The following is a 23,136-nucleotide window of genomic DNA, read 5'->3' as shown; positions in this document are numbered from 1 at the left end:
ACGTCAGGAGCACTTGCCCTCGTTGTCCGCGCACCACTGCTGGTACTCCTGCACGTACTTCTGGTGCTCCTCGTACGTCTTGGCGAACTTGGTCTCACCCGTGTCCAGGTTCACGGTCACCCAGTAGTAGTAGTCGTTCTTCTCCGGGTTGGCCGCCGCCGCAATGGCGTCGTCGCTCGGGGACCCGATCGGACCGACCGGCAGACCGGGGTTCGCGTAGGTGTTGTACGGGTTGGACTTGTCCTTCTTCTCCTCCTCCGTGAGGTGCACGGTCTTCTTGCCCAGTCCGTAGGTCACGGAGGCGTCGGACTGGATGAACCCGCTGGTCTCGCCGTCCGGGTTGTTCATGCGGTTCTCGATGGCTCCGGCCACGGAGGGGTAGTTCTGCGGGGTGCCCTCGAACTCGACGATCGAGCCGACGGTGAGCACCTCGAACCAGCGGTCCTCGGGGACGTTGTTCTTCTCCAGGGTGGCCCGGGTGCGGTCCACCATCTCCTGCAGGATCTGCTCGGCCGTGGCGTCCAGGGGGAAGTGGTACTCGCCCGGGTGCAGCCAGCCCTCCAGGTTGGGGAACTGCTCGGGGATCCCGAACGTCTCCTTCTGCTTGGCGAGCTTCTCGAACTCGGAGCGGTCGATGCCGGTGGCCTCGCTCAGGGCGGTGAAGGTGTCGTCCATCCGCTGGGTCTTGGGGATCGCCGCGTAGTGCGTGGCGGCTTCCTTCTCCATCAGGGAGTTGACCACGTCCTCGGAGCTCATCCTGGTCTTGAGCTGGTACTCACCGGGCTGGATGAAGTCCTCGGGGTACTTCTTCTGGAACGTGGACACGAACGTGGAGGCGTCCGCCACGATGTCCTGGGACTCGAGATCCTGCGCGATCTGCCCCGTGGTGCTGCCGTCCGCCACGGAGAACGTGACGTCCTGGTCCCCCGAGCCGTGGTAGTCCTTGCGCTCGAAGAGCCCGAACGTGGAGCCGAGCACCGCCACCACCACGATCAGCGCCGCGACGAACAGGGCGATGGCCGTGGTCATGGACGCGCGGGAACGGGCCTGGCGGCGCTTGCGCTGCTCCGGCGTCACCTCGTGGTGCTCGAAGGAGCCGACCAGCTGGGAGTGGGAGCCGCCGTCAGAGGCGTGCGAGGAGCTCAGCCCATCACCGTTAGACCCGTGCGGGGTGTTCCCGTCACCGGTTGCGTTGTCCCGCGGCTCATCGCTCACGAATACTCTCCGTCCGCCGTTCTGGTGGTCTTGGGGGCATCCCCCTGTGGGGAGGTCACCTGCCCCTCGGTGCACTGCTGCGCCTGTTCCACGGCCCCGACCCGCTCGCCCGGCTCCACGCCGGTGCCCAGGCCCTGGTCCACCGCAGTCTGCAGGAAGGTCACGGCGGCCGCCTGGTCGACCCTGTCCATGTGGTCCCTCCGGGAGACCCCGGAGTCCAGCATCGACTGGTGGGCAGCGACCGTGGACAGCCGCTCGTCCACCAGGCGCACCTGCGTGGTGCACCCCCGTGAGCCTAGCCGACGAACGAGCATCGCGGCGTAATCCCTGGCCATGACGGTCGAATCGTTCTCACGTCCGTCCAGGCTGCGCGGCAGGCCCACGTACACCGTGCGCACGTCCCGCTCCTCGCAGAGCCTGGTGATGATCTTCACGTCGAAGGCCTTGCGGGGGTTGGAGTCCCGCGCGAGCGTCTGGTGCGGCGTGGCCAGGACGCACCCGGGGTCGGTCAGGGCGACGCCCACCCTGACCTTCCCCACGTCCACGCCCATGCGCACGGCACGCTCGAAGGACTCTGACATCAGCTCGCGGAGTCCTGGATCTGCCGCCGCACCGCCGCCAGCGCATCGGGGATCCGGGCGGCGTCGGAGCCGCCGCCCTGGGCGACGTCCGGCTTGCCGCCGCCACCGCCACCGAGGACCGTGGCCGCGGTGCGCACGAGCTGGCCGGCCGCGAGACCTGCCTGCCGGGCGGCGTCGTTGACGGCCACCACGATCAGCGGACGGTCGTTGGCGACGCCGGTCACGGCCGCGAGCGCGGGGTCGGAGCCCAGGCGGGTGCGTAGGTCCAGGGCGAGGGTGCGCAGCGCGTCCGCGGAGGCGATCTCCCCGGCGTCGTGCAGCACGGCCGTGACCGTCCCGATGCGCTCGGCGTCCTGGGCGAGCTGGCCGGCCTGAGCCTGCAGCTGCTGCTGGCGCAGACCGGCGAGCTGGCGCTCGGTCTCCTTGAGCTTGTCGAGGGTGGCCGCGAGGCGCTCCGGCAGCTCGTCGCTGGACTGCACCTTGAGCATTCCGGTGAGCTGGTTGACCAGCGTGCGCTCGGCGGCCAGGTGGTTGAACGAGTTCAGGCCCACGAGCGCCTCCACGCGACGGTTGCCCGAGCCCACGGACTGCTCCGAGACCAGGGACAGCGAGCCCAGCTGGGACGTGGAGCCCACGTGGGTGCCGCCGCACAGCTCACGGGACCACGGGCCGTTCATCTCGACCACGCGGACCTCGTCCCCGTACTTCTCGCCGAACAGGGACATGGCCCCGAGCTTCTTGGCCTCGGCCAGCGGCATCTCGCGGGTGACCACCTCGAAGTCGTCGCGGATGGCGGTGTTGGCGATCTGCTCGATCTCCTGGATCTGCTCCGCGTTCAGGGCCTCCCCGTGGGAGAAGTCGAAGCGGAGGTAGCCCTCCTTGTTGAACGAGCCGCGCTGGACCGCGTCCGGGCCCAGGACGTCGTGCAGGGCAGCGTGGATCACGTGCGTGCCGGAGTGGGCTGCCTCGCCGTCGTGGCGGCGGCGGGAGTCCACGCGGGCGGTGACCTCGTCCCCCACGACCACCTGGCCGGAGGCGACCGTGACCTTGTGCACGGACAGACCCTTCACGGGCTGCTGGACGTCCTCCACGCTCAGGCGCAGCCCGTCCGCGGAGTCGATGGTGCCCACGTCCGCGGCCTGGCCACCGGCCTCGGCGTAGAACGGGGTGCGCTCGAGCACGATCTCCACGTGCTCGCCCTCGCTCGCGGCGGGCACGGAGACGCCGCCCGAGAGGATGGCGCGCACCGTGGTGGGTGTGACCAGTTCGGTGTAGCCGGTGAACTCGCTGCCGTGGTCGTCAAGCATGCGGCGCAGCTCGGAGAGGTCCGCCATGGCGCCCTTCTTGGCGCGGGCGTCCTCCTGGGCGCGCTGGCGCTGCTCGGCCATGAGCTCGCGGAACGCCTTCTCGTCCACGGCGACGCCGGCCTCGCCGGCCATCTCCAGGGTGAGGTCGATCGGGAAGCCGAAGGTGTCGTGCAGGGCGAAGGCGTCCGCCCCGCTCAGCGCGCGCTTCTCCCCCTTGGCCACGTCCACGGCGTGCTCCAGGCGGGTGGTGCCGGACTCGATGGTCTTCAGGAAGGCCCGCTCCTCGGCGTACGCGATCCGCGAGATCCGCTCGAAGTCCTCGGCCACCACGGGGTAGACGCCCTTCATGGCGTCCCGTGACTCCGGCAGCAGCACGGGCAGGCAGGGCTCGGTGACCCCGAGCAGGCGCATGGCCCGCACGGCACGGCGCAGCAGCCGGCGCAGGATGTAGCCGCGGCCCTCGTTGCCGGGCGTCACGCCGTCGGCGATGAGCATGAGCGAGGAACGGACGTGGTCGGCGACCACGCGCATGCGGACGTCGTCCTCGTAGCCCTCCTCGCCGGCCTTTTCGGCTCCGTGGTAGGTGCGCCCGGAGAGCTTGGCCGCGGCGTCGAGCACGGGTCGGACCTGGTCCGTCTCGTAGAAGTTCTCCACGCCCTGCAGCAGCATGGCCAGACGCTCCACGCCCAGGCCGGTGTCGATGTTCTGCTGCGGCAGGTCGCCCAGGATCTCGTAGTCCTTGCCGTTGCCCTCGCCGCGCTGGTACTGCATGAACACGAGGTTCCAGATCTCGATGTAGCGGTCGTCGTCCACCGCCGGACCGCCGTCCTTGCCGTAGCGCGGGCCGCGGTCGTAGAAGATCTCGGAGTCGGGACCCGCGGGCCCGGGCTGGCCGGTGTCCCAGTAGTTCTCGTCACGGCCCATGCGCTGGATGCGCTGGGCGGGCAAACCCACGGTGTCGTGCCACAGGTCGTAGGACTCCTGGTCCCCCTCGTACACGGTGACCCACAGCCGCTCCGGGTCCAGCCCGAAGCCGCCGTCGGCCGCGGCAGTGGTGAGCAGCTCCCAGGCCATGGGGATGGCCTGGGACTTGAAGTAGTCGCCGAAGGAGAAGTTGCCGGCCATCTGGAAGAACGTGCCGTGGCGGGCGGTCTTGCCCACCTCGTCGATGTCCAGGGTGCGGATGCACTTCTGCACGGAGGTCGCCCGGCGGTAGGGAGGGGTCTCCTGGCCCAGGAAGTACGGGATGAACGGCACCATGCCGGCGATCGTGAACATGGCACCGGGCTGCTGGGACACCAGGGACGCCGAGGGCACCACGTGGTGGCCCTTGGCCTCGAAGTAGCTCAGCCAGCGCTGGGTGATCTCGTGAGAGAGCATTACCGCTCGTTTCCTTCCGAAGGGGTGTGTTCGATGACCCGGGCCCGGGGGTCCTCCGGGTCGGTCGAGGAGTCGTGGGACGTGACCGGGTGCCACGGGACACCGGCGGGGGGCACGGCGTCGTCGGGCGCCGCCGGGTGGTTGGCGGTGTGGTCCACGGGAGAGCGCACGCCGAACTGCTGCTGCAGCTGCGCCTCGCGCTCCTCCATGCCCGCACGGACCCGTGCCGTGAACTCCCCTAAGCGCCGGGCCGCGGTGCGCAGGGTGTCCACCGCGGCGGGTCGGGCGCGGTGCGCCACGTCCCCGTGCGGCGCGCGCGCCACGGCCGTGCTCTCGGGAGTCCCCTGGATGGCCCGGGACAGGGACTGCCGGGCCGCGGGATCGGAGGCGACGCGGGTGGCCGCGCCGCCCACCAGGGCGCCGGCGGCGAGCAGGGCGAGTTTGGACCACATTCCCATGGTCAGCTCCTGGTGTCCGTGGGTCCGGAACCATCAGCGGATGGCTCGTGCCCGGTGTGGTCCGCGGGGACACCGGAGGCGCCCCGGGGCTGGGAGGACGGTGCGGAGCCGGGACGGGTCCCGGCTCCCCCGGCGGCGCCCGGTGCCCCGGGCTGGGGCGAGAAGGCGCGGCGCAACCCGTGGGAGAAGGACGCCACCTTGATCAGGGGCTGCCCCACGGTGGAGGCCACGAGCGAGGACAGTGCCGACACGTTCGCCGAGGCGTCGGAGACGTTCGAGGTGATCCCGTCCACCTTCTCCAGCTGCGTGTTCGTGGTGGTGACCGTGCGTGTCACCTCGTCGATCAGCGGCGTGGTGCCGTCGTTGATCGAGCGGATGGTCAGGCGCAGCTCGTCGAACACCCGCCCGAGCTTCACGATGGGCAGCGCGAGCAGACCCACGAGCACCGCGAACACCAGCACCGCGAGCAGCCCGGCGATATCTCCACCGTCCATGGGTGACCATCACTTCCGTCCGTGTGTCGTCGTCGAGGTCGGCGCGAAGGACCGACCGAAGCGCAACTCTACCCAACAACCCGGACACGACCGAGCACCGAGGAGCAACCCCGCGGCACCGTGCGGACCCGTGAGCGGGCGCCGGTCGGCGGTGCAGGCAGCCGGCCACTGCCCGCTCGTCCGGATCCAGGAACGCGGACAGCCCGCGGGGTGACCCCGCGGGCTGTCCGGTGGCCGAGCGCTGGGCGGTCGGCCGCACACGAATGATCAGGCCATGCGTGCGTAGTACTCGACCACGAGCTGCTCCTCGCAGGTCACGGGGACCTCGGAGCGCTCGGGCTTGCGCGAGAGCGTGGCCTGCAGCCGGTCGATCGTCACGTCCAGGTACGGCGGGGTGTCCGGCAGGACATCCTGGTTCGCACCGGTCGCGGCGATCTGGAACGGGACCATCTTCTCGGAGCGCGGGTGCACGTGGATCATCTGACCCGGGCGCACGCGGTACGAGGGGCGGTCCACGCGCTGGCCGTCCACCATGATGTGGCGGTGCACCACGGCCTGGCGGGCCGCGGCCATCGTGCGGACAAAGCCCGCGCGCAGCACGAGGGCGTCCAGGCGGGTCTCGAGCAGGGCGATGAGGTTCTCACCGGTCTGGCCCTCGACGCGCTTGGCCTCCACGTAGGCGCGGTGCATCTGCTTCTCGCGGATGTTGTACTGCGCGCGCAGCCGCTGCTTCTCGGTCAGGCGCACCTTGTAGTCGGAGTCCTGCTTGCGGCGGGCACGGCCGTGCTCACCGGGGGCGTACGGGCGGCGCTCGAAGTACTTCTCGGCCTTCGGCGTCAGCGCGATGCCGAGGGCACGGGACTTGCGCACCTGGCGGCGCGCACGGGAGCTGTTGTTCTGGGACAAAGCATGCCTTTCATGCGGTTCGACGGCGTACGGGCACAGCCCGCGTTCCGTTCTGGGTGGTACTGGCCTCCTGCGCGGGGAAATCGGTTCCCGCGGGAGAGGTGCGGATCAGCCGCAATCCGACGGACCTAGCGTCCACCGTGTGCTCACCGGGCCCTTGAGGGTGTCAGGGGCGCCGAAGGTCCACCGGGGACGTGCCAGCCAGCGTTCCACTATAGCGGATTCAGTCCACGTCCTCGTTCACCCAGTCCAGCGACTTGGTCACTGCCTTGCCCCAGTTGCGGAACAGCTTCTCCTGCTGCTCACGGTTCCCCTCGGGCTCCCAGCGCTTGTCCTCGGCCCAGTTCTGGGTGATCTCGTCCAGGTCCGCCCAGAATCCCACTGCCAGCCCGGCCGCGTACGCGGCGCCCAGCGCGGTGGTCTCCGTGATCTCGGGGCGGATCACGGGCACGCCCAGCTGGTCCGCCTGGAACTGCATGAGCAGCCCATTGGCCGTCATGCCGCCGTCCACGCGCAGCTCCACGAGGTCCTGCTGCGAGTCCTTGTTCATGGCCTCCACGACCTCGCGCGACTGGTAGGCGGTGGCCTCCAGCACGGCGCGGGCGATGTGCTCCTTGCGCACGTAGCGGGTCAACCCCACCAGCGCACCACGGGCGTCTGGGCGCCAGTGCGGGGCGAACAGACCCGAGAACGCGGGCACGAAGTACGCCCCGCCGTTGTCCTCGACGGCGCGCGCGAGCGGCTCGATCTCCTTGGCGTCCTGGATGATGCCGAGGTTGTCCCGCACCCACTGCACGAGCGAGCCCGTGACGGCGATCGAGCCCTCGAGCGCGTAGACGGGCTTCTCGCCCTCGATCTGGTAGCACACCGTGGTGATGAGCCCGTGCTCCGAGCGCACCGGGGTCTCCCCCACGTTCATCAGCAGGAAGCTGCCCGTGCCGTAGGTGTTCTTGCCCATGCCGGGCTCGAAGCACGTCTGACCGAACATCGCGGCCTGCTGGTCACCCAGGATGCCCGCGATCGGGACCTGCTTGAGGAAGCCTCGGGCGCGGCCCTTGCCGTAGACCTCGGAGCTGCAGCGGATCTCGGGAAGCATGGACATCGGGATGCCCAGCGTCTCGCAGAGGTCCTCGTTCCAGTCCAGGGTGTCGATGTTCATGAGCAGCGTGCGGGACGCGTTGGTCACGTCCGTCACGTGCACGCCCTCGTTGGTGCCCCCCGTGAGGTTCCACACGAGCCAGCTGTCGGTGGTGCCGAACAGCAGGTCACCCGCCTCGGCCTTTTCGCGAGCGCCCTCCACGTTGTCCAGGATCCACTTGACCTTGGGGCCGGCGAAGTAGCTCGCCAGGGGCAGCCCGGTGAGGTCCCGGAAACGTTCCTCACCGCCGTCCTCGGCCAGCTCGTCCACGATCTCCTGGGTGCGGGTGTCCTGCCACACGATCGCGTTGTAGACGGGCTCGCCGGTGTTCTTGTCCCACACCACGGTGGTCTCGCGCTGGTTGGTGATGCCCACGGCGGCGAGGTCCTCGCGGGTCAGCTCGGTCTCGGCGAGCGCGTCCGCCACGCAGCGGCGGGTGTTGCGCCAGATCTCCTGGGCGTCGTGCTCCACCCAGCCCGCGCGCGGGAAGATCTGCTCGTGCTCGTACTGGCCCAGGCCCTTGATCTTCCCGGAGTGGTCGAAGACGATGGCGCGCGTGCTCGTGGTGCCCTGGTCGATGGCCATCACGTACTGGGGTTCGCTCATGGGGTGACTCCTTCGTCAGTTGTGTGTCGTGCTCGGGTGCGGTGCGCTCAGCCGATGAGGTGGGCCGCCACACCGGCGAGCACACCGCCCACCACGGGGCCGAGCACCGGGACCCAGCTGTAGGACCAGTTGCTGCCCGGCTTGCCGGGAATGGGCAGCACCGCGTGCGCGATGCGGGGGCCGAGGTCGCGGGCAGGGTTGATGGCGTAGCCCGTGGGGCCACCGAGGCTCATGCCGATCGCCACCACCAGCACGCCCACGGCCAGGGGTCCGAGCTCGCTCGGGGTCTCCCCGAAGACGAGGATCACGTACACGAGCACGAAGGTGGCGATGACCTCGGTGAGGAAGTTCCAGCCGTGGCTGCGGATCTCGGGCCCGGTGGAGAAGACGTCGATCGTGGGCACGCCCTCGCGCCCGGCGGCGTCGAAGTGCTTCTTGTAGGCGAGCCAGCACACGACGGCACCCACGAAGGCACCCACCATCTGCGCCACGATGTAGACGAGGGTGCTTGCGACGCTGATGGCCACCCCGGGTGCGTACTCGGGCTCCTGGCCCGCGAGCATGCCCAGCGTCACCGCGGGGTTGAGGTGCGCTCCGGAGGCGTGGCCCACGTACACGCCGGCGAAGACGGCGAAGCCCCAGCCGAAGCTGATGAGCAGCCAGTCCGCGCCGTTGCCCTTGGTGCGCGGGAGCACCACGTTGGCCACCACGCCGCAGCCCAGCAGCACGAGCACGGCCGTGCCGAAGGCCTCCGACATGAAAACGGTGGACAGCGCCACCTCGGTCACTTCATTCACAGCACCCTCCATTGGGTGTTCGGGGGCCCGGACTGTCCCGGGCCCGAGATCTTCTTTCAGCCCCGCTGCTGCGGGTACGGGTTGCCCGCGCCCTCGCGCAGCCGCTGGGCGGTGTCCTCGTCGTTCTCCTGCAGGGCGGCCTGCTCGGCGCGGCGCATCTGCTCGTAGAGATCCACCTGGCGTGCGCGCTCGGCCTCGTCCCAGCCGAGGACGTCACCCATGATGCGGGCGATCTCCGGGGCCGCGGCGGAACCGCCGTCGCGCTGCTCGTAGTTCAGGTGGGTGCGCCGGCACATCACGTCCTCGAGGTCCAGGGCGCCCTCGTGGGTGGCCGCGCGCTGGATCTCGATCTTGAGGTACTGCTCGGCGCCGGGGACGGGCTCCCCCAGTTCGGGGTGGTCCGTGATGGTGTCGATCATCTCCAGCGTCTCGTCCCCGTAGCGGTTGAGCAGACGCTCGACCACAACCTGCTCCATACCGGCGCGGGCGGCCAGGTGCTCCGACTGGTTCATCAGCCCGGACCAGCCCTGCGCCCCCAGGAGCGCGACGTGCTCGGTGATGGACGGGTTCTCCTTGGCGGCCTTCTTGCCCAGGGCCGCGTCCACGGCGTCCTTGCCCATCACGCGGTAGGTGGTGAGCTTGCCGCCGGCGATGGTGAACAGACCGGGCGCGGCCTCCACCACGGAGTGCTCGCGGGAGATCTTGGTCGAGGGCGTGGTCTCGCCCTTGGTGCCCGGCTGCACGAGCGGGCGCAGCCCGGCCCACGTGCCGATCACGTCGTCCATGGTCAGCGGGTCCCTGAGGATCTTGTTCGCGTGGTCCAGCACGTACTGGGCGTCCTCGCGCGTGGCCGTGGGGGTGGCCAGGTCCCGCTCGTACGGGGTATCCGTGGTGCCGATGACCCAGTAGTTGTCCCACGGGATGATGAACAGCACGGACTTCTCCGTCTGCAGGATGATGCCGGTGGAGCCGTCCAGGCGCTCCTTGGGGACCACGATGTGGATGCCCTTGGAGGCCAGCACCTTCAGGCCGGTCTCGGACTCCGCGAGGTCCTGGACCGGCTCGGTCCACACACCGGCGGCGGAGATCACGACCTTGGCGCGCACCTCGCGGGTCTCCCCCGTGGTGAGGTCCTCGATGTGGGCCCCGACCACGCGGCCGGAGTCGTCACGGATCAGGTTGCGGGCCGCGGCGCGGTTCGCCGCGAGGGCCCCGTAGCGCTGGGCCGTGCGCACGAGGTCCAGGGTCAGGCGGGCGTCGTCCACGCGACCGTCCCAGTAGGCGATGGCGCCCACGGCGGCGTCGTCGCGCATGGCCGGGAAGGTCTTGCGCACGCCGGCGGCGCTGAGGTGGCGCTGGATGGGCAGGGACTCGGCCTTGGCGCCCACGTGGGCGAGGGTGTCGTACATGCCGATGCCCGTGGCCACGAAGGGGCGTTCCCAGCCCTTGTGGGTCAGCGGGTACATGAACTGGATGGGCTTGACCAGGTGCGGGGCCAGCCGGTGCATCAGGAGGTCGCGCTCCTTGAGGGCCTCCGCCACGAGCGCGAAGTTCAGCTGCATGAGGTAGCGCAGCCCGCCGTGCACCAGCTTGGACGAGCGCGAGGAGGTGCCCTGGGCCCAGTCCTGCGCGTCGATGATGGCGGTGGACAGACCACGGGTGGCCGCGTCCAGGGCGATCCCAGCGCCCGTGATGCCGCCGCCGATCACCAGGACGTCCACGGGGTGCTCCGCCATGGCGCGGAGGTCGTTGTTGCGCTGCTGTGCGTTCAAAGAGGTCAGTGGCACGGTTGCCGCTCCTGTCTACCGGTGGGTAGCTGACGATCGATTCGGGTGAGAGTCACAATAGTCCTCACTCCGTGACACGGAAAACAGCGGCCGTGGCGAGGGGTGCGCGGCGGCCGACCTGACCGGCTCAGTCCCCGCGCCGGGTGCCCCGCACCATGGACCGCAGGATGCCCAGCCGGTGGGCCAGCTCTTTCTCGTGGCCGTAGGGCGTGGGCCGGTAGTAGTCCCTGCCCACGAGCTCGTCCGGCGGGTACTGCTGGGTGGCCACGGCACTGGGGGCGTCGTGGGCGTAGCGGTAGCCGTCACCGTGGCCGAGCCCCGCCGCTCCCGGGTAGTGGGAGTCCCGCAGGTGCGCAGGCACGGGACCGGCACCCCCGGCCCGGACGTCGGCGATCGCGGCGTCCACCGCCAGGTAGGCGGCGTTGGACTTGGGGGCGGTGGCCAGGTGCGCCACGGCCTGGGCGAGCGGGAGGCGGCCCTCCGGCATGCCGATCAGCTGCACGGCCTCGGCGGCCGCCACGGCGGTCTGCAGCGCGGTGGGGTCCGCCATGCCGATGTCCTCGGACGCGGAGATGATGAGCCGGCGTGCGATGAACCGGGGGTCCTCCCCCGCCTCGATCATCCGGGCGAGGTAGTGCATCGCGGCGTCCACGTCCGAGCCCCGGATGGACTTGATGAACGCGCTCACCACGTCGTAGTGCTGGTCGCCCTGCTTGTCGTAGCGCACGGCCGCACGGTTCACGGCCTCCTCGGCGTGCGCCAGCGTCACCGTGGCGGGACCGCCGGTGGTGGCGCCGGTGGTGGCGCCGGGCTGCCCGGCGCCGGTCCGCTCCGCTGCGCGGGCCTCGTCCGTCGTGGCACCCTGCCCCGCGGCACGGTCCTGTTCCGCGGCGTCGTCCTCGTGTGCCACGGCGCCCCCGGCGACCGGGCCGTCTTGGTCCGCCGCGCCGTTCTCGTCCGCCAGCCCGCCCGCGTCTGCCGTGCCGTCCGCGTGTGCCGCGCGGTTCCCCTCGTCCGCGCCCTCCCGGTCCCTCCCGTCGACGCCGCCCGCGTGGGACAGCGCGACACCGGCCGCAGCCTCGAGTGACGTGAGGGCCTTGCGGGCGTCTCCCCCGGCCACGTCCAGCAGGTGCTCCCGGGCCTGCGGGGAGAGGACCACCGCGCCGTCCAGTCCGCGGGGATCCACGACCGCCCGGTCCAGCAGCTCTCCGATGTCCTGGCGTTCGAGCGGCTGCAGCGTGAGTAGCAGGGAGCGGGAGAGCAGGGGTGAGATCACGGAGAAGGACGGGTTCTCGGTGGTGGCCGCCACGAGGATGACCCACCCGTTCTCCACCCCGGGAAGCAGGGCGTCCTGCTGCGCCTTGGTGAAGCGGTGGATCTCGTCCAGGAACAGCACCGTGGTGCGTCCGTGCAGGTCCCGCGCGGTGAGGGCCTCGTCCATGACCCGGCGGACGTCCTTGACGCCGGCCGTGACGGCGGAGAGCTCCACGAACGTGGTGCCGTGCCCGCGCGCGATCACCTGCGCGATCGTGGTCTTGCCCGTTCCGGGCGGGCCCCACAGGATCACCGAGGACGGCGCGGCCGGCCCCGACCGGCCGGTGACCAGTGCGCGCAGCGGGGACCCTGCCCGCAGCAGGTGCTTCTGCCCCACCACCTCGTCCAGCGTGCGTGGGCGCATCCGCACGGCGAGCGGGGCGCGGGTACGGCCCCGCGGCCCGGAGTGGTGGGCGGTGGGATCGGACGTGGCCGAGCCGTCACCGCTGAGCGGGTCCGGCAGGTCGAACAAGGAGGTGCTCACGCCCCGACAGTACTGCCCGCCCCGGACAGGCAGAACTCTGCTGGAGGCCGCGTGCCGCCCGTCCCCGTCAGGGGCACCCGCGGGCCCGTGGCGACCCGGCGGCGTTCACCCCCGGCGGGGCCGGTCCAGCTCCTCGCTGTCCACGAGGACGGTCACGGGCCCGTCATTGACGAGCGAGACCTCCATGTGCGCCCCGAAGCGCCCCGTCTCCACGGGGATCCCGCGCCCGCGCAGCGCCCGGACGAACTCCTCGAACAGGGGTTCGCTGACGTCCCCGGGGGCGGCCCTGGACCACGAGAGCCGGCGTCCCTTCCGCACGTCCCCGTACAGGGTGAACTGGCTGACCACGAGCACGGGTGAGGGCCCGTCCGCGCACGAGGTCTCCCCCGGCAGGATCCGCAGTCCCGCGACCTTCTCCGCGAGCCGGGCGGCGGTCTCCGGGGTGTCCGTGTGCGTGACGCCCACGAGCGCCAGCACACCCGGGCCCTCGATCTCCCCCACGGTCTCCCCGGCCACGGTCACGGCGGCACGGGACACGACTTGCAGCACGATTCTCATGCGCCCAGTCCACCACACACGCCCCGCGGCGTGCCTCCCGGGTGGCGGTCGACGACGCCGCCCGAAGCCGTCGCGGCCGACCGCCCCGGGAGCGCCGGGACCGCCAGTGACGCACGGAGGGTCACCGTGCGGCGTCGTCCTCCATGAACCGGTGGCGTCCGGTCATGAGGATGCCCGCGCCGAGCACCACGAGCATGAGCCACAGGTAGCCGAAGGACGGCCACCAGGACCCGGTGACGCCGAACAGCAGACCGAAGGCCAGCGGCCCCAGCGAGCCGGCCAGGTAGCCGAGGCCCTGGCCGAAGCCGGAGAGCGAGCCGGCGCCCGCGGTGGTGCGCGTGCGGGCGTTGATCAGCGTGATGGCCAGCGGGAAGGACGCCTGCGCCAGGCCGAACACCGTGATCCACACCCAGACCAGGCGGAAGTCCCCCCACGTGGCGTGCGGCCACAGCAGCACCGCGAGGTAGCCCAGGGCGTACAGCACCACGGTGGACAGCCCCAGGACCACGGTGTTTCCGAACCGGCGGACCAGGAACGGGACCGCGAAGCTCACCGGCACGGCCAGGATGGCGTAGTAGGAGAGCATCAAGCCGGCCTCGTGCTCGGAGAACCCGGTGTCCGTGAGGAAGCGCGGCAGCCACAGGAACATGGAGAACGTGTTGGCGGACGTGCCGGTGAACATCAGCACCACGCCCCACCCGATCCTGGAGTGCCACGGCTTGACCCGTGCGGTGGAGGCGGGGGCCACCACGGCGTCCGGCAGCACGGTCAGGTCGGGGGTCTGCTCGGCGGGCGGCTGGGTGCGGCGTCGGGCTCCCACCCACAGCACGAGCCACGGCACGAGGGCGGCGAGGGAGAACACGGCCCACGACCCCACGGACACGCGCCACCCGGCGGCGTCCGCGAGCGGGACCGCGAAGAAGGGTGCGGTGGCCGTGGACATGCCCAGCAGCATCGAGTAGATCGCGGACAGGGCCGCGATGCGGTGCGGGAAGTACTTCTTGATCACGGGTGGCAGGACCACGTTGCCCATGCCCAGACCACACATGATCACGAAGGTGAGGACCACGAAGCCCACGTCCCCGGGGGACGCGGCGCGCGCGAGGGTGCCGAGGGCGGCGAGACCGCACGAGACCATCAGCAGCGCCTCGAGGCCCACCCGCCGCATGGCCAGGGTGGTGAGGATCCCGGTGAGCGCGAAGCCCAGCGAGGGCATCATCGCGAGCAGTCCCGCCTCGGCGGGTGACAGGTGCAGGTCCTGGGTGATGCGCCCCAGCACGGGTGAGACCCCGGAGACGGCCAGACGGAGGGTGAAGGCGGTGACAACGACACCGGCCAGGGCCACGAGGCCCTGGCCGGTGCGACCGTGCGGTGCAGCGGAGCTCAGTGTGATGACCCTTCCGGAGCGTCGGGGGCGGTGGTCGGCGCGGCGGCCTGGGCGCGCGGTTCGGGCTTGGCGTCCACCCCGGCCTCCTTGCGCTGCTGCGCCGTGATGGGCGCGGGCGCGGCGGTCAGGGGGTCGTAGCCGTTGCCGGTCTTGGGGAACGCGATGACGTCCCGGATGGACTCGGTGCCCGCGAGCAGCGCGACCACGCGGTCCCAGCCGAACGCGATGCCGCCGTGCGGGGGCGCGCCGAACTGGAAGGCGTCCAGCAGGAAGCCGAACTTCTCGCGGGCGTCCTCCTCGCTCAGTCCCATCACCCGGAACACGCGGTCCTGCACGTCCCGGCGGTGGATGCGGATGGAGCCGCCGCCGATCTCGTTGCCGTTGCACACGATGTCGTACGCATAGGCCAGCGCGGAGCCGGGGTCCGTGTCGAACGTGTCCATGAACTCGGGCTTGGGCGAGGTGAACGCGTGGTGCACCGCGGTCCAGGCGCCGGAGCCCACGGCCACGTCACCGGACTCCACGGCGTCGGAGGCGGGCTCGAAGAGCGGGGCGTCCACGATCCACACGAAGGCCCAGTCGTTCTCGTCGATCAGGCCCACGCGGTGGCCGATCTCCACGCGCGCGGCACCGAGCAGCGCGCGGGAGGTCTTCACACCGCCCGCGGCGAAGAACACGCAGTCGCCGGGCTTCGCGCCCACGGCCTCCGCGAGTCCGGCCTTCTCCTCGTCGGAGATGTTCTTGGCCACGGGCCCGGCGATCTCCCCGTCCTCCTTGAACAGCACGTAGGCGAGGCCCTTGGCGCCGCGCTGCTTGGCCCACTCCTGCCACGCGTCGAGCTGGCGGCGGGGCTGGGACGCGCCGCCCGGCATGACCACGGCACCCACGTACGGGGCCTGGAACACGCGGAACGGGGTGTCCTTGAAGTACTCGGTGAGCTCCGTGATCTTGAGGTCGAAGCGCAGGTCCGGCTTGTCGGAGCCGTAGTCCGCCATGGCCTGGGCGTAGGTCATGCGGGGAATCGGGGTGGTGATCTCCACGCCGATCAGCGCCCACAGGGATTTCACGATCTGCTCGCCCAGCGCGATGATGTCGTCCTCCTCCACGAAGGAGGCCTCGACGTCCAGCTGGGTGAACTCGGGCTGGCGGTCCGCGCGGAAGTCCTCGTCCCGGTAGCAGCGGGCGATCTGGAAGTACTTCTCGATCCCACCGACCTGCAGCAGCTGCTTGAACAGCTGCGGGGACTGCGGCAGCGCGTACCAGGACCCCGGGGACAGCCGTGCCGGTACCACGAAGTCGCGCGCGCCCTCGGGGGTGGAACGGGTCAGGGTGGGGGTCTCCACCTCGGTGAAGCCCTGCTCGTGCAGCAGGGTGCGGGCCACCCGGTTGACCTCGGAGCGCAGCCGCATGATGCGGGCGGGCTCCGGGCGGCGCAGGTCCAGGTAGCGGTACTTTAGGCGGGCTTCCTCCCCCACCTCCACGTGCTCGTCGATCTGGAACGGCAGGGGGGCCGCAGTGTTGAGCACGGTGAGCTCGTCCACCATGACCTCGACCTCCCCGGAGGGCAGGTTGGGGTTCTCGTTGCCCTCGGGGCGGCGCTCCACGGTGCCGGTGGCCTGAAGGACGTACTCGTTGCGCAGCTGGTGGAACTGCTCCTCGTCACGCACCACGATCTGCGCCACGCCGGAGGCGTCTCGCAGGTCCACGAACGCGACACCGCCGTGGTCACGGCGGCGCCCCACCCAGCCGGCCAGCGTGACGGTCTCTCCGATGTTCTCGGCACTCAGGGCGCCGAGCTCGTGTGTTCGCAGCACGTGCATCCACCTTCTTGTTCGTTCGTGATCGGGGTCGCGCACCCCGGAAGTCCTGGCTCCCGCGGCTCGCGGGGCCCCGGCCACCGCGGACGACGCCGCTGGGCCGGGTTCTCGTTCCCCGCGAGTCTACAAGCGCGCCGGGTCCGCCGAGCGCGCGGGAGATCCCGCTCACAGCGGGAGGCGCAATCAGCCCTCGGTCTGCTCCGCGGTGAGAACCGTGGCGCGAAGGTCCTCGGCCGGCGGCTGCCAGCGGGTGGGGTCCGCGGACACCTGCTCGCCCGAGCGGATGTCCTTGACCTCGTGGACCACGGAGCCGTCCTCGGCCACCGAGGAGAACCACACGAAGGGAATCCCGCGGCGCTCGGCGTAGCGGATCTGCTTGCCGAACTTCTGGGCGGTGGCCGCAACCTCGGTGGCGATCCCGCGGGCGCGCAGCGCGGCGGCGACGTCCTGCGCGGCGGACCACGAGGCGTCGTCGTTGAGGGCCACCAGCACGGCAGAGGGCACGGCACGGGACGCCCGGGCCATGGACTGGGACAGGATGCGGGTGACCAGGCGGGTCACGCCGATGGACAGCCCCACCCCCGGGTACGTCTTCTTCCCGTTGCTCGCGAGGGACTCGTAGCGCCCGCCAGAGCACACGGAGCCGAGCTTCTCGTGGCCCACCAGCACGGTCTCGTAGACGGTGCCGGTGTAGTAGTCCAGACCGCGGGCGATCGAGAGGTCCGCCACGACCTTTCCGGGGGCGCGGCGGGCGGCCTCCCCCACGACCTCCGCAAGCTCCGCGAGGCCCTCCTCGAGCAGCTCGTTGGACTGGCCGAGTTCACGCACGCGCTCCACGAAGGAGGTGTCCGCGGTGCGGATCGCGGCGAGCGCGAGCGCGGCCTGCGCCTGCTCCGGGGTGGCACCCACGTGCTCCTGGAGGTTGCGGGACACGGCGTCCGCGCCGATCTTCTCGAGCTTGTCGATCTCGCGCAGCACGGCGGGGGCGTCGGTGAGGCCCACGGCGCGGTAGAAGCCCTCGGCGAGCTTGCGGTTGTTCACGCGAAGCACGAACGGCGGGATGGGCAGCTGGGACAGCGCGTCCACGATGACGAGTGCCAGCTCCACGTCGTAGCGGAACGGGAGCGTGCCGTCCCCCACCACGTCGATGTCCGCCTGCGTGAACTCCCGCGCGCGCCCCTCCTGGGGGCGCTCGCCGCGCCAGACCTTCTGGATCTGGTAGCGGCGGAACGGGAACGTGAGGTGCCCACCGTTCTCCACCACGTAGCGCGCGAAGGGCACGGTGAGGTCGAAGTGCAGGGCCAGGGCGCCCTCGGGGCTGGTCTCGTCCGCATCCTGGTGCAGGCGCGAGACGCCGTAGACCTCCTTGTCGATCTCACCCTTGCGCAGCAGCTGCTCCACGGTCTCCACCGCACGGGTCTCGATCGAGGAGAAGCCGTGCAGCTCGAAGGTCCGCCGCAGGGAGTCCATCACGTGCTGCTCCACGATCCGCTCCTCGGGGAGCCACTCGGGGAAACCGGACAGTGAGGTGGTGCGGGCCATGGGTGGAACTCCTCGGTTGCTGAGCGGGGCGGGACGGGCGCCCGCGTGCTCCCCGGGCGGCGGGGCGTGGCGGAGCGGCCGTGCGCCGCGGGGTGTCTGCTGGTCATTCTAGGACCCGGGCATCGCTAGGATGGCCGTGTCCACCAATGGAGCCCCCGCCCGGTGACGAGCACCACACCGGCGAGGCCGTGCAGAGAGAGTTGTAGCGGTGACAGAACGTCCTGAATCCGACGACCGCCGTCCCCTCCCGGGACCGCCCGCCCCCCACGCGCCCGAGGAGCGCGCCGACGCACCGGCCCCCGCGCCCGCCGCGCACGACGCCGCCCCGCACCCGGGTGCCCCTGACGCACCCGCCCCGGGTCCGGCGTCGTCGATGTCCGAGGGCCCCGCACCCGCAGCCCCTGCGGGAGCGTCCGCGCCCCAGGGTGCTCCGGCACCGAAGGCTCCGTCTGCACCCAAGCCGCCGGCCGCGCCCCAGCCCCCGGCAGGTCCGAAGCCGCCGGCGGCTCCCAAGGCGCCGCCCGCTCCCCACGCTCCGGGCGCGTCGCACTCGGCGGACGCCGCACACCCCGCCCTCGCCCCGGCCGAGTCCGTGGCGCGCGCCAGGAAGTTCGGCCGTGCGGACGAGAACGGCACCGTGTACGTGACCGTGCGGGACGCGGAGCACGAGTGCGGCCAGTTCCCGGACGCCACCCCGGACGAGGCGCTCGCGTACTTCGCGCGCAAGTTCGACGACGCCGAGGCGCAGGTCGCGCTGCTCGAGCAGCGCATCGCGGCCAGGGCTCCGGCCGGTGAGATGCGCAAGACCGTGGCGCACGTGCGCGAGCAGGTGGACGCGCACACCATGGTGGGCGACCTCGTGGACCTCTCCACCCGCCTGGACACGCTCGAGGACGCGATCCGCGTGGCCCTGGACCGTGAGCGCGAGGAGGCGAAGGCCCACAAGGCGGAGCAGCTCGCGCGGCGCACCGCCATCGTGGAGGAGGCCGAGAAGGTGGCGGGCCAGGACCCGGAGAAGACGCAGTGGAAGCACTCGTCCTCCCGCATGGCCGAGCTGTTCTCGCAGTGGCAGGAGCACCAGAAGTCGGGCGGCCGGCTGGCCAAGGCGGACGAGGACGCCCTGTGGAAGCGCTTCCGCAAGGCGCGCACCACGTTCGACCGCCACCGCAAGGCGTTCTTCTCTTCCCTGGACGAGACCAACGCCAAGGCCAAGCGCGTCAAGGAGGCCCTGATCGCGGAGGCCGAGGCGCTCTCCTCGTCCACGGACTGGGGCGAGACCGCCGGGAAGTACCGCGAGCTCATGGACCGCTGGAAGCAGTCCCCGCGCGCGTCCCGCAAGGACGACGACGCCCTGTGGGCCCGGTTCCGCGCCGCCCAGGACGTGTTCTTCGACGCCCGCACGGCCGCGAACGAGCAGATCGACAAGGAGTTCGAGGGCAACCTGAAGGTCAAGGAGCAGCTGCTCACGGAGGCCAGGCAGATCCTGCCCGTGAAGGACCTGGCCGCCGCCAAGAAGCAGCTCGCGTCCATCCAGCAGCGCTGGGAGGAGGCGGGCAAGGTGCCCCGCGCCCACATGCGCCGCGTGGAGAACGAGCTGCGCTCCGTGGAGGACGCCGTCAAGAAGGCCGAGGACGAGAAGTGGCGGCGCACCGACCCCGAGACCAAGGCCCGCTCCAACTCCATGCTGTCCCAGCTGGAGAACAAGATCGCGGACCAGCGGGCGGCTGTGGAGGCCGCCCGGGCCGCGGGCAACGAGAAGAAGGCCGCGTCCCTCGAGAAGGACCTCGCCACGAGCGAGCAGTGGCTCGCCACACTGCAGGCCTCCGCATCCGAACTCGGCTGAGCTCAGCCTCGACCCCGCGTCACCAGCGCCCCCGCACGGAACGGTGCGGGGGCGCTGCCCGTCCGTTCTCCACAGGTGCTCGCGTTGCCTGCCGTGACGGCCCGCCGTGCGGTGGGATGGGGGCATGACGTCCCTCGCAGCCCCGCCGCCCGCCACCGGCACCCGGCAGGACACCGCGGTCGCGGTGTTCCTCCCGGGCCACCCGTTCAGCCGGGCCGAGCTGCACGCCATGACGGTGGACGGTGTGCTGCGCCGTGAGCTGCTGGGCGCGCACGTGCACGCGTGGCAGCCCGTCTCCCACGGCCTTCGTGCCGCGGTCCTGGGCCGGGTCCTGCCCGGTCACCTGCAGCGCCGGGGTGTCCTCGGCCGGATGGGGGCCGCGTGGTTCTACCGGTGCGCACCGGAACCGGATCCCGTGCCCGTGCTGGTGGACAAGTCCGCGCGCACCACCACCACGGTGCCCGCAGGAATCGTGCTGCACCAGACGAGCTTCGCCCCGGAGGACCTGGTGGTCCACCACGGCATCACGCTCACCACACCGCGGCGCACCGCGCTGGACCTGGCGCTGCACGTTCCGGGTCCGCCCGGCGACGCCGCCCTGCTGGCCATGCTGGGACACGAACGGCTGTCGTGCTCGTCCGCCCAGCTCATCGGTGACCTGGAGACGATGCCCAAGACCCCCGGCCGCCGCGCCGCCCTGGCCAGGGTGCGCAAGCTCGACCGGGCGCTCGGCGGGTGCACCGCGGCGCCACGCAGCGGCCGCGCCCCGGCGTGAGGTGCGCCCCCGGCGTGGCTCGGCGCGCGCATTCCGGTGCGTGGTGCCAAGGCCGGCGGAGTGCGCTCAGCAGGGTGCGCTCAGCAAGACCTGGTGCGGGCACCGCGGCACCGCTGGCGCCCACGGGGTACGAGGGCCCAGGGGGGGTGCGAGGGCCCACCGCGCGTTCCCTCAGGAGGCGACGGGGCGGTGGCCCGACACGCGGTAAACGTCGTACACGCCGTCGATGCGCCGCACCTGGTTGAGCACGTGGTCCAGGTAGCGGGTGTCCCCCATCTCGAACGAGAACCGGGAGATCGCCAGGCGCGCCCGGGAGGTGTGCACCTGCGCGGAGAGGATGTTCACGTGGTTCTCGGACAGCACCCGGGTCACGTCGTACAGCAGGGACTTGCGGTCCAGCGCCTCCACCTGGATCTCCACACGGAACAGGGAGGACTGGGTGGGCGCCCACGCCACGTCCTTGACGCGGTCGTCGCCCTCGGGGACCACCTTCATGTTCGCGCAGTCCCTGCGGTGCACGGAGATCCCGGAACCGCGCGTCACGAAGCCCACGATCTCGTCCGGCGGCACCGGGGTGCAGCACCGGGCGATCTTCACGTAGACGTCCGATGCTCCCTGCACCACGACGCCCGCGTCCGTGGCACCGGCGCGCACGGGCTGGGTGACCCGGGTGTTCTCGGCCAGGTCCTCCTCGGTCCCCTCCGCACCGCCCAGGTGCTCCAGCAGCTTCTCGACCACCTGGTGGGTGCTGACCGCGTCCGAGCCGAGGGCCTCGTAGAGCGCCGCGACGTCCCCGCGGTTGAAGTCCTGGGCCACCGCGAGCAGGGACTCGCTCGTCACGGTGCGCTGCAGCGGCAGGTGGTGCTTGCGCAGCGCCTTGGTCAGCAGCTCCTTGCCGCGCTCGATCGCCTCCTCACGGCGCTCCTTGGAGAACCACTGCCGGATCTTGGTCCGCGCGCGCGGCGATCCCACGAACTTGAGCCAGTCCTGGGAGGGCGCGGCCTGCTCGGACTTGGAGGTGAGGATCTCCACGCGGTCGCCGTGCTGCAGCTGCGAGGACAGCGGGGCCAGTTTGCCGTTGACCCGGGCGCCGATCGTGCGGTTGCCCACCTCCGTGTGCACCGCGTAGGCGAAGTCCACCGGGGTGGACCCCGTGGGAAGGGCCATGACCTCGCCCTTGGGCGTGAACACATACACCTCGGCGGTGTTGATCTGGTACCGCAGGGAGTCCAGGAAGTCCGAGGAGTCCTTGGCCTCCTCCTGCCACGAGACGAGCGAGCTGAGCCAGTTCAGCTCGCCCTCCTTGGCCTTGGGCGTGGCGGAGTTCGCCTGGTTGACCTTGTCCTTGTACTTCCAGTGCGCGGCCACGCCGTACTCGGCGCGGCGGTGCATCTCGTGGGTGCGGATCTGGATCTCCACCGGGCGCCCGTTCGGACCGATCACCGTGGTGTGCAGCGACTGGTACATGTTGAACTTGGGCATCGCGATGTAGTCCTTGAACCGCCCGGGCAGCGGCCGCCACTTGGCGTGCAGCACACCCAGTGCCGCGTAGCACTCGCGCACCGAGTCCACGAGCACCCGCGCGGCCTGCAGGTCGTGGATCTCGTCGAAGTCCTTCCCGCGCACGATCATCTTCTGGTAGATCGAGTAGTAGTGCTTGGGTCGGCCCGTGATGGTGGCCTCTATCCCGGAGCCCTCCAGGGCCTCCGCGATCTGACCCCGGATCTCCGCGAGGTGGCGCTCCCGCTCGGGCGTTCGCTCCCCCACCATGCGCACGATCTCGTCGTACACCTTGGGGTACAGCGCCGCGAAGGAGAGGTCCTCGAGCTCCCACTTGATGGTGTTCATGCCCAGCCGGTGGGCCAGCGGCGCGAAGATCTCCAGGGTCTCCCGCGCCTTGCGCCCCGAGGACGCGGAGGACACGAAGCGCCACGTCCGCGCGTTGTGCAGCCGGTCCGCAAGCTTGATGACCAGAACGCGGATGTCCTTGGCCATGGCCACGATCATCTTCCGCACGGTCTCGGCCTGAGCGTTCTCCCCGTAGTGGATCTTGTCCAGCTTGGTCACGCCGTCCACCAGGGCGGCGACCTCCTCCCCGAACTCCTCGCGCAGCTCGTCCAGGGTGTAGGGGGTGTCCTCCACGGTGTCGTGCAGCAGACCCGCCACGAGCGTGGCCCCGGTCATCCCGAGCTCCGCGAGGATCGTGGTCACGGCCACGGGATGGGTGATGTACGGGTCACCGGACTTGCGCTTCTGACCCTCGTGGTGGGCGTCCGCCACCTGGAAGGCGCGTTCCAGGACCGTGAGGTCCTCGTCCGGGTGGGTGCTCTGCACGGTGCGCAGCAGGGGCACCAGGATGGGCGAGCTGGGCACGGACTCCCCGCTCAGCACGGACAGCGTGGACCGTGTGCGCTCGCTGCGCCCAGGGAAGACCGCGCGGCCGAAGACCGGCCGTGATGCCGGCAGCACGTAGTGGGTGCCGCCCGCGGGGGTGCTTCCCGCCCTGCGTGACGGGATCGGCGCGCGGAGCGGCTCGGTCGCGCGCTCAGGCGCCTGGCCCGAGGTGGCGTGGTCGTCGCTGGAGGCGGACTCGTCCACCGCGGCACGGTCGACCCGGGGATCGGACTGGCTGGACATGATCCGTCGCCTCCTTAGCGTGGCCGCGGTGGCCGAGGACGTGGTGGGCCTGATCTGCGCGGCTGATGGTCCAGTCTAAGGCCGTGGCCCCCGTGCACTGTGCACGGGGG

Annotated in this window: 17 protein-coding genes; 2 read left to right on the top strand and 15 right to left on the bottom strand. The window is 71.0% G+C overall.

All coding sequences use genetic code 11. From position 1 onward, the window contains the following. Positions 1–3: 3 nt before the first annotated feature. The 14 genes from mltG to hisS form a co-directional block, all read right to left on the bottom strand. On the bottom strand, positions 4–1,215 hold the full coding sequence (mltG, locus tag HMPREF2833_RS09395) for an endolytic transglycosylase MltG (protein WP_083311004.1): 1,212 nt from the start codon (positions 1,213–1,215) through the stop codon (positions 4–6). After that, positions 1,212–1,796 (bottom strand): Holliday junction resolvase RuvX, encoded by a 585-nt coding sequence (ruvX, locus tag HMPREF2833_RS09390; RefSeq protein ID WP_070637759.1) that lies wholly within the window; start codon positions 1,794–1,796, stop codon positions 1,212–1,214. The genes mltG and ruvX overlap by 4 nt, the downstream gene beginning before the upstream one ends. After that, positions 1,796–4,483: an alanine--tRNA ligase gene (alaS, locus tag HMPREF2833_RS09385; protein WP_070637757.1), complete on the bottom strand. Its 2,688-nt coding sequence runs from the start codon at positions 4,481–4,483 to the stop codon at positions 1,796–1,798. Before alaS ends, ruvX begins: the two co-directional genes overlap by 1 nt. Then, on the bottom strand, positions 4,483–4,941 hold the full coding sequence (locus tag HMPREF2833_RS09380; protein WP_070637755.1) for a hypothetical protein: 459 nt from the start codon (positions 4,939–4,941) through the stop codon (positions 4,483–4,485). Before HMPREF2833_RS09380 ends, alaS begins: the two co-directional genes overlap by 1 nt. Positions 4,942–4,943: 2 nt before the next feature. Then, positions 4,944–5,435 carry a DUF948 domain-containing protein gene (locus HMPREF2833_RS09375; RefSeq protein WP_070637753.1) on the bottom strand — a complete coding sequence of 164 codons (492 nt, stop codon included), beginning with the start codon at positions 5,433–5,435 and terminating at the stop codon, positions 4,944–4,946. 267 nt (positions 5,436–5,702) lie between these two features. Beyond that, entirely contained in the window at positions 5,703–6,341 is a 639-nt protein-coding gene (gene rpsD / locus HMPREF2833_RS09370) for a 30S ribosomal protein S4 (RefSeq protein ID WP_012398417.1), read from the bottom strand. A 223-nt stretch (positions 6,342–6,564) separates the two neighbouring features. Beyond that, complete coding sequence (glpK, locus tag HMPREF2833_RS09365; RefSeq protein ID WP_070637751.1) at positions 6,565–8,085, bottom strand: glycerol kinase GlpK; 1,521 nt, start codon at positions 8,083–8,085, stop codon at positions 6,565–6,567. A 47-nt stretch (positions 8,086–8,132) separates the two neighbouring features. After that, the gene (locus HMPREF2833_RS09360) at positions 8,133–8,882 is read right to left on the bottom strand and encodes an MIP/aquaporin family protein (protein ID WP_039101137.1); all 750 of its coding nucleotides are present in this window, start codon (positions 8,880–8,882) and stop codon (positions 8,133–8,135) included. A 56-nt stretch (positions 8,883–8,938) separates the two neighbouring features. Further along, entirely contained in the window at positions 8,939–10,669 is a 1,731-nt protein-coding gene (locus HMPREF2833_RS09355; protein WP_070637749.1) for a glycerol-3-phosphate dehydrogenase/oxidase, read from the bottom strand. Between the two features lie 127 nt (positions 10,670–10,796). After that, positions 10,797–12,467: a replication-associated recombination protein A gene (locus HMPREF2833_RS09350; RefSeq protein WP_070637747.1), complete on the bottom strand. Its 1,671-nt coding sequence runs from the start codon at positions 12,465–12,467 to the stop codon at positions 10,797–10,799. A 105-nt stretch (positions 12,468–12,572) separates the two neighbouring features. Further along, positions 12,573–13,025 (bottom strand): D-aminoacyl-tRNA deacylase, encoded by a 453-nt coding sequence (gene dtd / locus HMPREF2833_RS09345; protein ID WP_070637745.1) that lies wholly within the window; start codon positions 13,023–13,025, stop codon positions 12,573–12,575. A 121-nt stretch (positions 13,026–13,146) separates the two neighbouring features. Continuing rightward, the gene (locus HMPREF2833_RS09340) at positions 13,147–14,370 is read right to left on the bottom strand and encodes an MFS transporter (RefSeq protein WP_070637743.1); all 1,224 of its coding nucleotides are present in this window, start codon (positions 14,368–14,370) and stop codon (positions 13,147–13,149) included. Between the two features lie 38 nt (positions 14,371–14,408). Beyond that, positions 14,409–16,226, bottom strand: a complete 1,818-nt coding sequence (gene aspS / locus HMPREF2833_RS09335) for an aspartate--tRNA ligase (RefSeq protein ID WP_070638513.1) — start codon at positions 16,224–16,226, stop codon at positions 14,409–14,411. A 186-nt stretch (positions 16,227–16,412) separates the two neighbouring features. Further along, complete coding sequence (hisS, locus tag HMPREF2833_RS09330; protein ID WP_070637741.1) at positions 16,413–17,771, bottom strand: histidine--tRNA ligase; 1,359 nt, start codon at positions 17,769–17,771, stop codon at positions 16,413–16,415. 592 nt (positions 17,772–18,363) lie between these two features. Between hisS and HMPREF2833_RS09325 the strand changes: the two genes are divergently transcribed. Together HMPREF2833_RS09325 and HMPREF2833_RS09320 are read left to right on the top strand one after the other, a co-directional pair. After that, complete coding sequence (locus tag HMPREF2833_RS09325; RefSeq protein WP_070637739.1) at positions 18,364–19,614, top strand: DUF349 domain-containing protein; 1,251 nt, start codon at positions 18,364–18,366, stop codon at positions 19,612–19,614. A 124-nt stretch (positions 19,615–19,738) separates the two neighbouring features. Next, the gene (locus tag HMPREF2833_RS09320) at positions 19,739–20,389 is read left to right on the top strand and encodes a type IV toxin-antitoxin system AbiEi family antitoxin (protein ID WP_070637737.1); all 651 of its coding nucleotides are present in this window, start codon (positions 19,739–19,741) and stop codon (positions 20,387–20,389) included. Positions 20,390–20,560: 171 nt separating this feature from the next. Here HMPREF2833_RS09320 and HMPREF2833_RS09315 read toward each other — a convergent pair whose 3' ends face one another. Next, on the bottom strand, positions 20,561–23,026 hold the full coding sequence (locus tag HMPREF2833_RS09315; RefSeq protein WP_141756178.1) for a RelA/SpoT family protein: 2,466 nt from the start codon (positions 23,024–23,026) through the stop codon (positions 20,561–20,563). Positions 23,027–23,136 lie beyond the last annotated feature (110 nt).

The organism is Kocuria sp. HMSC066H03 (genome assembly GCF_001812045.1).
In the GTDB taxonomy this organism is placed as follows: domain Bacteria; phylum Actinomycetota; class Actinomycetes; order Actinomycetales; family Micrococcaceae; genus Kocuria; species Kocuria rhizophila.
This window is presented reverse-complemented; position numbering and strand designations above follow the sequence as displayed.

What these genes read in the sequence shown, in the direction of transcription:
- ruvX (WP_070637759.1), bottom strand. Translation starts at nt 1,796, where the DNA reads ATGTCAGAGTCCTTCGAGCGTGCCGTGCGCATGGGCGTGGACGTGGGG.
- alaS (WP_070637757.1), bottom strand. Translation starts at nt 4,483, where the DNA reads ATGCTCTCTCACGAGATCACCCAGCGCTGGCTGAGCTACTTCGAGGCC.
- HMPREF2833_RS09380 (WP_070637755.1), bottom strand. Translation starts at nt 4,941, where the DNA reads ATGGGAATGTGGTCCAAACTCGCCCTGCTCGCCGCCGGCGCCCTGGTG.
- HMPREF2833_RS09375 (WP_070637753.1), bottom strand. Translation starts at nt 5,435, where the DNA reads ATGGACGGTGGAGATATCGCCGGGCTGCTCGCGGTGCTGGTGTTCGCG.
- glpK (WP_070637751.1), bottom strand. Translation starts at nt 8,085, where the DNA reads ATGAGCGAACCCCAGTACGTGATGGCCATCGACCAGGGCACCACGAGC.
- dtd (WP_070637745.1), bottom strand. Translation starts at nt 13,025, where the DNA reads ATGAGAATCGTGCTGCAAGTCGTGTCCCGTGCCGCCGTGACCGTGGCC.
- hisS (WP_070637741.1), bottom strand. Translation starts at nt 17,771, where the DNA reads ATGGCCCGCACCACCTCACTGTCCGGTTTCCCCGAGTGGCTCCCCGAG.
- HMPREF2833_RS09320 (WP_070637737.1), top strand. Translation starts at nt 19,739, where the DNA reads ATGACGTCCCTCGCAGCCCCGCCGCCCGCCACCGGCACCCGGCAGGAC.
- HMPREF2833_RS09315 (WP_141756178.1), bottom strand. Translation starts at nt 23,026, where the DNA reads ATGTCCAGCCAGTCCGATCCCCGGGTCGACCGTGCCGCGGTGGACGAG.